This window comes from Fervidobacterium nodosum Rt17-B1 (genome assembly GCF_000017545.1).
Lineage (GTDB): Bacteria > Thermotogota > Thermotogae > Thermotogales > Fervidobacteriaceae > Fervidobacterium > Fervidobacterium nodosum.
The window spans coordinates 1,155,370-1,166,822 of the sequence record NC_009718.1; the positions used below are offsets into that span (position 1 = coordinate 1,155,370).

Sequence of the window (11,453 nt, forward strand, 5' to 3'; positions counted from 1 at the left end):
AAAAGCCCTCGGAATTACCCCGAGGGCTTTGATTTTTGAATATTTTTGAATATTTAAGTATTATTTCTGAGTCACATTATTTCTTCCCAAATACTGTCCACCATGCATAGAATGGTTCCGTTTCAGTACCAAAATTCATTCCACCGTAGTCATCAACTACAGTAAATGTCTTTCCTGCTCTAATAACTCCAGACACTGGTATTTCATCTCCGTTGAGAGTTACTGTACCTTGAATTGTTATATCTTGTGAAGGTGGTAAAAGCTTAATTACTCCAATGGTAACTTGTCCTGAAAGCACAGAAAGATCTATTGGATTGTTTGAATACGGTAAAGTTCCATATACAGATGATGCCATTGGATCAGTTATGATTATCATCGCATCATTTGGCAATTTCGTTCCAAGCTCAATCTTAAACTCTGAGCTTAACACGGCCGTAATTGTAGCATCTTCGGAAATAAGACCAAGTGGTTCTGGATCAACTACAACTCCTTTTCTTTCTTCTTCCATTCTCAAAGCTACTTGCCAAGCGCCTATTAAACTTCCATCAGCAGTTGGTGCAAGCGACCTTTCCCAGTGGTCTGGTCCTGCGACGATTAATTTCACATCTGGGTCACTAAAATCAATACTGTCAATATGATAGAATCTTGCGTAACCATCTAAACCCGTTTTTGCGTAATAGCAAGCACCATCTGGTCTAACAATTTTAACCATAACTGTTGGAACACCAAATTCACCATATGCATCTGTTACTAAAATGTTTAATTCATTAATTCCTCCATCTGTTGGAAGAATTCCATTCAACGCATCATCAAGTTGGGCAAGTCCATAACCTGAACTGTGGTCAAAACCTGCGTCATCTATATCCATTGCAGTTTGCTCAAGCAATTTTCTTATCTGCCATACTTTTGCATTCGGGAATTTTTGTAGTAATACAGCAACAGCTCCTGTTACATGCGGTGCTGCCATGGACGTGCCTTGGTAGTAATCATATGTTCCTCCATTACTTACTCTAACATTACTATTATGTCCTTCATAACCAATGCTATTGATTCCTGGAACTGTGGAGAGTATAGTAACACCAGGCGCTGCAACGGTGATTGCATCGCTTCTGTTTGAGAACCAAACTGTCCTGTAATTACCACCATAGTATTCCGCTGCCGCAACTTGGATAACGCCAGGATAACCTGATGGGTAATGATGGTGTTGATCTGTATGGTCATTTCCAGCCGAAACAACCATTACAACGTTGTTCTTAAGTGCATAATCAAATGCTGCTTTCATTGTATGGCTATAACCCCAGCCACCCCAAGAATGGTTCATAACCTTCGCACCATGCTCAACCGCCCAAATAATACCTGCTGCAACGTAATCATCACCAACGTATCCATTTCCACCAACAAGAGCAGGATCATCAAATATAACTATTGGCATGATTTTTGCATTTGGCGCAACACCGACGATACCTTTTCCATCTTTCTTCGCTGCGATTGTTCCTGCAACATGTGTTCCGTGCGCTCCACCATATGATGAATCCGTTCCTGCTGGTAATACTTTACCAATAAATGGTCTATATCCTTCAATAACTTGTCCTTCAAGATCTGGATGTGTTCCATCAACACCCGTATCCACAACAGCAACGATAATATCTGTACCACTTGCTTCATTCCAAAGTGATGACGTTATTCCCATCGCTTCAAGTCCCCATAGTTCATTCGATAGTTCTTCACCATAATCACGTGCAAGAGGTGAAACTTTTCCTTTATTTCCAAGTATGTTCTGATCAGGTGTTAATTTCGTAGGTGCTATTAATTCTCTTTTGTAGCTTGGTTCAACGTATTTAATTCCTTTAATATTTGCTTCTTTTATTTTTTCATAAGCTTCGGCAACTGTCCCGTTGAATTTAACTGAAACCATCTTAATTTGTGGCAAATCAACGATTATTTTACCGTTGAGCAATTTTGCTACTTCTAATGCCGCATTTCTATCCGTGTATCCGACAAGAACCTTACCTTCAGTATATTCCCCTTCTTTGAGTTCACCATAAATTATCTTAAATCCATCTGGCTTTGTTGTTTCAACATTTCTTGGATCAAAACCTGGTTCAAACGGTTTCAATGATTTATTAGAATCTGGCTTATTTAAAGCACAGGAGAATACCAAAAGGAAAACAAGAGCAATGCTAACGAAAAGTAATGATTTTTTCATCATTTATCCCCCCTTCCTCAATTTTCACCAGTTACAAATCTGTGATACATGTCTGTTTCTATCTTACCTGTTCCCAAATAGTTATTGTTGTCAGTATGAATTGCGTAAGCTACTGTCCTATCAGAACTGTCTATTACCCTTGCGTAAAGTAATTCATTACCCCATTCGTACGTTTTGTTAGCTTGTAATTTATCGTATGGATACCAAGTACCGGCTACGAAGTCAACCCATCTATACGTTTCAGATTCAGAGGTAAAATCTGAGAATTTAAAGCTAACAGTATTGCCTTGAGTAGCTGGAGTTATTCCAAAGATTGAGGGACTTCCATCAAGAGCTCTTGAGATAGAGTAGTAACAAAAATCGTTAACTACAAGGTCGTATAACCATATATCGTATATATAGGTAACATTACCTTCTGGTGTTGAAGTTGGACCAACAAATTGCCAGCTAAATTCTGGATCTCTTGGCACATTTGTCGAGCCATTGACAGGACTGATGTATTGAACATCAAACATTGGAAGCGGTATTACACTACCAACTACGCTGTAAGGAGTTTCATAACCATCATAAACCGATGAAACAGCATACCAAACTTTTTTATTTGGTTCAAGTTTTGCTGAATAGTCTGTGTATGTATATACATTATTTGGAAGTGTCGCTACAGGTTCAAAGATTGTTCCATCGAATGATCTGTAAATTTTGTAAGCCTTCGGTTGAGTTGTTCCCGATGCACTATACCATGGTCTCCAGTATACTCTCACATAGAGATTTTGGTCTTTATCTGCAACTGTTGGACTCGGAGTTTTACCACCATAGTATTCTATCTTTCCACGACGTGTGTAAGCTAATATATTGTATCCAGTAGGAACTGCGTTAGTATATTTTTCAACAATATAAGGTGTTATTGCAACCGATGGGGTTCTTGAAACATAGAGATAAATTATCTTCTCATATCTATTATCGTTTTGATCGTAAAGATCAACGTAAACTGGTACCATTCCTTCAAATTCTTTGACAGAGCTTAAAGCGCTAATTGCCGGTGAGTACCCAATCACTCTTGGATTAGTAAGTGTTCCTGCACCTGGTACTCCACCAACTTTCACGTACCACAGATTAAACGTATATTCGGTGGAAGTAGCAGTACCTAAAACCTTTATTCCATCAGTACTTACAACATTATCAACTAATTCTCTTCCCATTTCATCCAATATCACATATTCAAGTTCAAATGGTTTATCAGAGCTTGTTGGACCTAATTTTGCAACGCGCATTTGCGTCTCAAATTCTATAGTTTCGCCATCTTTAAGTCTCAATCCTTCTATATAGGTCTTCGCATACCCATTCTTGGAAATGATTATATCAAAATCAGTTGTTGTATTTAAAGTTATGTTATTAAACACTACTTTACCACTTGAATCTGTTGTTTGTTCACTTACCAAGCTACCATTTTTCATTAATTTCACGGTTGCTCCACTTGTCGCTGGACCACTCTTGTAATCAGTTATGTAAATCGTAAGATTACCTGTTCCTGGAATAGTAGCACTAACTTTAAATGTTTTTGTTACTTCGCCACCTTTTCCATCAGAGAATTTGAGTGTAACGCTTGTTTCATTCATCAAAGTTTCTGGGAACCAAACATATTTTGTTCCAACAATCGCACCAGGACCGCTAACTTTCGTTATTTGTACGGCATCTCCATCCGGATCAGAAACATAGTCTTTAAGGTTGATTGAAACTTCTTTACCAACTTTTGTTGAGAGATTCTGAAGTGGTAATACTACAGGTGGTCTGTTTGGAATAACAGCTGGTTGAACAGAAATCTCTAAAGTCGCATATGAAAAAGCTCCTTTGGAATCTCTTGCTTTGAGTAAGAAGCTGTAAGAACCCTCAGTAATAGCTGAAGTATTCCACTTAAAAACTTTTCCTTCAATAGTTGCTCCACGTGTATTGCCCTCAATAGTTACTTCTACTTCATCTCCATCAGGGTCATTTACTTTGTCGCTTAAATCAAATATAAATAATTCTCCTTTATTTACGTTTCCTGTGTAACTCGAGGCACTCCAAACTGGCGCATTGTTTGGAACTATTGAGACATTTATAACTAACGTAGCTGTGTTTTTACCACCTTTTCCATCAGATGCTTCAAGAACGAATGTGTAAGTTTTTGCTTCAGATGGTGTAAATTTGAAAACACCGTTCTCAATAGTTGCTCCGGTTCCTCTGACTATGGTAATACTCACAGGATCACCATCTGGGTCTGAAACTTTGTCAGAAAGGTCAAACTCGAGTAGCACACCAACAGTACCCGAAATCTCGTAAGGAGCATCTTTCCAAACCGGTGCTTTATTAAGTGGAGTACATGAAAACACAAAAGCCAAAACTAACAGTACAATCAAACTAAGCAAAAAATACTTTTTCACAACATATCCCCCCTCGCTCGTATAGAGGAGGGTGTAAAAGATGAAGATTAGCGAGATGGGTAACCTCAAGCCATTTGGACCACTATACGAAAATGCTCAAAAGCAGTTCTTAAAGGCAGCAGACCTTATGAACCTAGATCCAAACATTGGAAATTTCTTACTCTGGCCACAAAGGATTTTAGAAGTTCACTTTCCAGTAGTAATGGATGATGGAAGAGTTGAAATATTTGAAGGTTACAGAGTACAACACAATACAGCAAGAGGACCAGCGAAAGGTGGAATAAGATACCACCCAGATACAAATCTTGACGAAGTTGCATCACTTGCATTCTGGATGACATGGAAATGTGCAGTTATGAACCTTCCATACGGTGGCGGTAAGGGTGGAGTTAGAGTAGACGTTACAAAACTTTCCGAAAAAGAACTTGAAAGGCTAAGCAGAAGATTCTTCTCCGAAATTCAGATGATGGTTGGACCACAAAAAGATATTCCAGCTCCAGACGTAAACACGAACGCGAAGATAATGGCATGGTACATGGATACATACAGTATGAATGTTGGCTACACGGCTCTTGGTGTTGTTACTGGTAAACCACTTGACCTTGGTGGCTCAGACGGAAGACCGGAAGCAACAGGTAGAGGAGTTTCCATTGTAGCAAACGAGGCATGTAAAGCTCTTGGAAAAGATATATCAAAAGCAACAGTAGCAATTCAAGGTTTTGGTAACGTTGGTTCATACAGTGCAAAGATACTCAGTGAAGAATTTGGCGCCAAGATAGTCGCAGTTAGCGATGTAAGTGGTGGAATTTACAACGAAAATGGACTTGACATAAATGATGTGATAGCTTACAGAGATGCCAACAAAGGACTTATAAAAGGATATCCAAAAGCAAAACCAATCACAAACGAAGAACTTCTTGAACTTGATGTTGACATACTCGTTCCAGCCGCTCTTGAAAACGCAATTACAATTCAAAATGCAGACAAAATAAAGGCAAGGATTATTGTTGAAGGTGCAAACGGTCCAACAACACCAGAAGCAGAAGAAATACTAATAAAGAAAGGTGTTCTTATTGTTCCTGACATTCTTGCAAATGCTGGTGGTGTTACAGTTTCTTACTTCGAATGGGTACAAGACCTCCAAACATTCTTCTGGGACATTGACGATGTTAGAAAGAAACTCACAAAGATGATGGTTAACGCATTTGCGGAAGTTTACAAGACAAAGGAAAAATACAATACAGACATGAGAACAGCCGCATATATTGTTGCTATAAGCAGAGTTGCAAATGCTGTCAAAGAAAGAGGATACTACCCAATGTAATAATTAACCGAATTAATAGTAATATGAAATCCCCAGCTTTCGCTGGGGATTTTCGTTTTATATATTTATGACTTTAAATACTTGTTAAACCAATCAGTTATTTCCTGTAATCTTCTCAATCTATGCTTAGGTTTACCACTCCTAGAAAGTTCGTGATTTTCTCCTTTGAATATAACCAATTTAGCATCGACTCCAAAGTATTTTAACGCGGTGAACATCTGAATACCTTCAACGAGCCAACATCTGTAATCCTCATCTGAATGGATAAAGAGTGTTGGTGTTTTAACTTTATTGGCGTATTTCATTGGGGAATGCCACCAAAGTTTTTCAAAATTATCCCATGGATTTGCTAAATGTTGATCTTCTACAAAATAGTAACCTATATCTGTTGTTCCAAATTTTGAAATCCAATTTGCGATACTTCTTTGTGATACTGCTGCTTTGAATATATCTGTGTGACCAATTATCCAATTTGTCATATACCCACCGTACGAACCACCGGTTACTCCTAGTTTATCTTTATCGATAAATGGATATCTTTTTAGCGCTTCATCAACGAATTTCATTAAATCCTCGTAGTCAACAGTACCATATTTTCCTCTTATATCAGCAAATTCGTTTCCTCGTCCGTCACTTCCCCTTGGATTTGTAAACATCACGACGTATCCTTCATTTGCCCAAACTTGCATCTCGTGGAAAAATACCTCACCGTATACTGTTTTTGGACCACCGTGGATATCGAGTATTGCTGGATACTTTTTTGAGTTATCGAAATCAACGGGCTTTATTATCCAACCTTCTATTTCAACTCCATCATCAGAGAAAAATGTAAATCTTTCTGGCTTGGAAATTTTCCTTTCTTTTAAAACCCACTCATTAAATTCGGTAATTTGTTTTTCATTGCATCCTGGTTCCAATTTATAAACTTCCTGGAGTTTATAATCCCTTAACCCAACAAAATATATTTTTCCGTTCTTTACGTCAAATCCATCAATTGACCCGCCTTTATTTGTCAATTTTTCTATTTTTCCATCTTTCCCTATTTTATTCAAATAAGAACTATTCCATTCTGTTGTGACAAAGTAAAGATATTCTCCATCAACTACGGCATTTTTGTTTGAGCCGTACCTACAATCAGAACCAACGCTATTCCAAACGCTTAAATCAAATTCTGGAGTAAGCAATTTTACATTTTTTGTAGAGAGTTCTAAAAGGTAAAATTTCGGATTTTCATTTATACCGTATTTTTTCATGTTACTACCAGCGAATATTATTGAATCATCCAAAAAGTACGCATAAACATACTCAAATGGTTCTTCATGGGTTAATTTTTCAAGAGAATTATTTTCTATATCATACAAAAACAAATCACTTCTTATTTCCATTTTGTTTTCGTATCTATTTGAGACAAATAAAATTTTCTTTCTGTCTTGACTTACATCAAAATGATGAACATTGGTGAGCTCATCAGTGATAGGCATGAATTTATTTTCTCTTAAATTAAACAAATACAACCTTGCTCTTTTTTTGTTGGTAAAACCTTCTCCATTCGACCAAAATGGTATTTCGTCTATCACCTCGTAGTCTTTTTCTTCTTTTAATTTCTTTAAAATTTCCTGCTTATCTTTCTCTTCAATATTTGAGAAATCAGGTATGTACTTACTGTAAGTCGATAGTAAAACGAACATTTCGTCACTTAACTTTTCAATTTTTCTAATGAGAAACGGTACCTCAAAATATTTCTCAGCTTCTCCACCGTTCACGTTAATTTTGTAAAATATTGTGAACATTTCGCCATTTTCCATTCTCTTTTTGTCTTTTTCTTCCCTAATTTCTGAAAATAAGATACTCTCATCGTTTAGCCATATAAAACTTTTTTCCTTTCCGAACGATGTTAATTGGAACATTTTTTCTGTTTCGGTATCCAAAATCCATATGTTTGATGTGTAATTGTTTTCCTCCTCATTCATTGTGTGGACGACAAAGCCGACTAATTTTCCGTTGGGTGAGAACGAGATGTTAGAAACAAATTTGAACTTTAATAAATCTGATATAGTAAGTTTTTCCATGAAGACACCTCCAATCTAAGATAAAATACAATAATGGTTAATTATTTCTATTATACTAAATTTTATTTGAAGAAAGAAAATCAATTTTTCATACTGTAATTTTTAATTCAGAGGTGATATAATTGTTAGTGATTCAAACTATTTTTTATTTATAATTAAGTATAATTTTGTATATAATTGCTTGATTGGAGGGATTAATTTGTTCAAGGAATTTCTCAAAAAGCGCTGGCATTTTTATATTTTTGGAATTATTTCACTGATTATAATCGATTTACTGCAACTTTTTGTTCCAAAATTTGTTGCGAAAGCGGTAAATGCTCTTCAAACGATTAAAGATATAAATGAAGTTAAGACTTTTGTGCTTTCGATATTAGCTTTAGCGTTTGGAATGCTTATCGGTAGATTCTGGTGGCGTTACTTTATTATGGGAAGTTCAAGGTATTTCGATTATTATGCCAAAAAGAACCTTTTTGACAAAATTCTTGGACTTGATATGTTCTTCTTTGACAAACATAGATCGGGAGATATAATGGCTTACTTTACAAACGATATAGCAACGGTTGAAAGAATGCTTGGAATTGGCGTTGTTCAACTTACCGACGCTGTTTTTATGAGTTCCATGACAGTTTTTTTCATGGCAACTTCAACCAATTGGAAACTTACACTGATTGCACTCTCGCCACTTCCTGGGATTATATTAATCTCTGCGTTGTTTGGAAAATTAATTTTTAAACGTTCGAGGCGAGTACAAGACGTTTATTCGGAACTAAGTGGTTATACGGAAGAGACAATGGATGGTGTAAGGATTATAAAAAGCTTTTCTATAATCCCAAAAATCGAGGAACTCTTTGAAGAACGCGCGAGAAAACATTTTGATGCAACAATTTCACTCATCCGAGTATGGGGCGTCATGTGGCCATTGGTGCACTTTGTTGGAACGTTGGCGTTTTTCTTGGCGCTCACCGTTGGCGGTCCTATGGTTGTAAAAGGGACCGTTACATTAGGAGACTACTTGGCCTTTAACAGTTACATAGGTATGCTCATATGGCCATTGACAGCTTACGGCATGGTTATGAATGTTATCCAGCAAGGGCGAGCTTCTTTGCAAAGGTTGAGAGAACTTCAAAGTGTTCAACCTTTTGTTGTAGAACCAGAAAATCCCGTAAAATTGGAACATATAGAGGTTATAGAAACAAAAAAATTATCATTTAAATATCCAGAAACGGATAGGTTTGTGCTTAAAAATGTGGATTTTTCCGTTAAAAAAGGACAGTTTGTAGGCATAGTTGGGACAGTTGGAAGTGGAAAGTCAACACTTGTTAAGATAATTAGCAAATTGTATCCTGTTGAAAATGGACAAGTTTTTATTAACGGAATAGATATAAACCATCTCCATTCAAGGGATATAAGAAAATTAATATCGTATGTACCACAAGAAACGTTCTTATTCTCAAATTCTGTTAAGGAGAACGTTGCTTTTGCTATGGAAGAATACGATTTTGATAAAGTAAAAGAGATGGTAAAACTCTCTGCCGTTGAAGAAGATGTCGAAAAATTTCCGAAAAAATATGATACAATAGTGGGACAGAGAGGTGTAATGCTTTCCGGTGGTCAAAAGCAAAGGTTAACAATAGCAAGAGCGCTTATGAGAGACGCTGACGTTTATATATTTGACGATTGTTTATCTGCTGTTGACCCAGAAACTGAGCAAGAAATAATCGAAACACTTCGAACAAAGATGAAAGGTTCTACGATGATAATAATAACTCACAGATTAAAAATTCTGCAAAGTGCTGATATAATATATGTGTTAGACCAAGGGCAAGTAGTTGAGAAAGGTACGCATTATGAACTGCTTAGAAACGAAGGATTGTATGCAAGGATGTATAAGAAACAGCTTGTATTGGGCGAATAATTAGTAACTAAGTTAAAAGCGAAGGTGAATGAATGGAAGAAGGTTTACTTTTAGCTTTTCTTATTGTCGTTTCTTCAGCGGTGGTTTTACTAACTGTTCTTTTCGTAATTCAACATAAAAAAGTGAGGAAAATTCAAAGGGAAAATGAAGATTTAAATAATCTTCTAGGTGTTTTTGACGCAATAAGTAATATTTATCAATATGGTATCGTTACTTGGATTAACGATGAGCTTGCGTACATAAACTCAAAAATTATAGAACATGCGAATTTATTGGGATTGGATTTAAAAAGTAGAGAGCAAATTCAGCGGATGCTTGATAATCCTGAAAATTATCTTACAATATACGATATTTTGAAAGATATACGTGAACATCAAGACATTGATTCAGATTATACCAGAACGTGGAACAAGGAAATAGGGAAAAAGTATGTTGAAATAACTTATTTAGTTAGAATTCAAGGTGATAAAAAAATCAGAGCTATAATTACAAAAGATAGCTCCTTCGAATACCAAAACATCGAAAGGCAGATTTTAAGTGAACTAATAAATATAATTTCAAGCGAACTTTCCAAAAGTGATGTTAGTATAAAAAATTTAGGTGAAAGCATTAGAAAATTATTACTTTCACATGGCCTTATCGATACATTTGGAATAGCCTTTTTGGAACCTAACGGTTACATTTATTACCCATACTTCAAGTACGTTGACGATGATGATAAAAGTGGCATGCGTTTTGGGCCCGAGGTAAAAAATTTGACAAGGTATGTTATAGATAAGAATATTAAGCTTCATATTCGAAATAGTGAAAAGGAACAATTATTACCTGAAGGATATTCTTTGTATAAGATTCGCGGTGAGTTGTTTACTATATACGCAGTTCCAATTGCTTACAGGTCCATTGTTCGTGGAGCAGTGCTTTTTGAAAAGCAGGGTGAAGATCAATTCTCGGATATTACACTTAATCTTTTCGACAAGGTTGTTAACATGATAACTTTGGCGTTTTCGTTTTTAGATGTGCTTAGGGAAGTTGATGAAGAAAGAAGAAAGCTCTTTGAACTTTCGATAAAGGATTACCTTACTGGTGCGTACAGCAGAAGATTTCTTGAACAATACCTTGAGAAAGAATTATTTAAGAGCAAAAGAATGAAAACTCCGTTATCAGTCGTGTTCATAGATATTAACGACTTTAAAAAAATCAACGATATTTACGGACATGTGTATGGTGATAATGCGCTGAAGATGTTTGTTAAGATTGTGAATGAAACTATTAGGTCGATGGATTTGATAGCAAGGTACGGCGGAGATGAATTTGTGATTGTTTTGCCAGAAACAGTGTTAGAAAATGCTCAAAAAGTTATCGAAAGAATAATTGACAGATTAAAGGAAGAAAATATAACCATTTCTTATGGAATTATCGATGCTTCTGAGTATGGCAGTATAGATGACATATATAAAACGGTTGATGAAAAAATGTACGAGATGAAGAAGAGGAAAAATCTCTAACTTAAATATCAATA

The 11,453-nt window shown here is 36.1% G+C and carries 6 protein-coding genes; 3 read left to right on the forward strand and 3 right to left on the reverse strand.

Translation table 11 applies throughout. The annotated features are described in order from the left end of the window. Positions 1-76 precede the first annotated feature (76 nt). Together FNOD_RS05570 and FNOD_RS05575 are read right to left on the reverse strand one after the other, a co-directional pair. Positions 77-2,206: a S8 family serine peptidase gene (locus tag FNOD_RS05570; protein ID WP_148202051.1), complete on the reverse strand. Its 2,130-nt coding sequence runs from the start codon at positions 2,204-2,206 to the stop codon at positions 77-79. Between the two features lie 17 nt (positions 2,207-2,223). Then, positions 2,224-4,626 carry an Ig-like domain-containing protein gene (locus FNOD_RS05575; protein WP_011994225.1) on the reverse strand — a complete coding sequence of 801 codons (2,403 nt, stop codon included), beginning with the start codon at positions 4,624-4,626 and terminating at the stop codon, positions 2,224-2,226. A gap of 40 nt (positions 4,627-4,666) precedes the next feature. Here FNOD_RS05575 and FNOD_RS05580 point away from each other — a divergent pair, with 40 nt between their 5' ends. Next, on the forward strand, positions 4,667-5,950 hold the full coding sequence (locus FNOD_RS05580; RefSeq protein ID WP_011994226.1) for a Glu/Leu/Phe/Val family dehydrogenase: 1,284 nt from the start codon (positions 4,667-4,669) through the stop codon (positions 5,948-5,950). 65 nt (positions 5,951-6,015) lie between these two features. On the opposite strand, the gene FNOD_RS05585 is transcribed toward FNOD_RS05580, so the two are convergent. Continuing rightward, positions 6,016-8,019, reverse strand: coding sequence for a S9 family peptidase (locus FNOD_RS05585; protein ID WP_011994227.1), 2,004 nt, complete (start codon positions 8,017-8,019; stop codon positions 6,016-6,018). 199 nt (positions 8,020-8,218) lie between these two features. On the opposite strand from FNOD_RS05585, the gene FNOD_RS05590 reads away from it, so the two are divergent. Both FNOD_RS05590 and FNOD_RS05595 read left to right on the forward strand, forming a co-directional pair. Then, positions 8,219-9,934 carry an ABC transporter ATP-binding protein gene (locus tag FNOD_RS05590; protein ID WP_011994228.1) on the forward strand — a complete coding sequence of 572 codons (1,716 nt, stop codon included), beginning with the start codon at positions 8,219-8,221 and terminating at the stop codon, positions 9,932-9,934. Positions 9,935-9,966: 32 nt separating this feature from the next. After that, positions 9,967-11,439, forward strand: coding sequence for a sensor domain-containing diguanylate cyclase (locus tag FNOD_RS05595; protein WP_011994229.1), 1,473 nt, complete (start codon positions 9,967-9,969; stop codon positions 11,437-11,439). Positions 11,440-11,453: the final 14 nt, after the last annotated feature.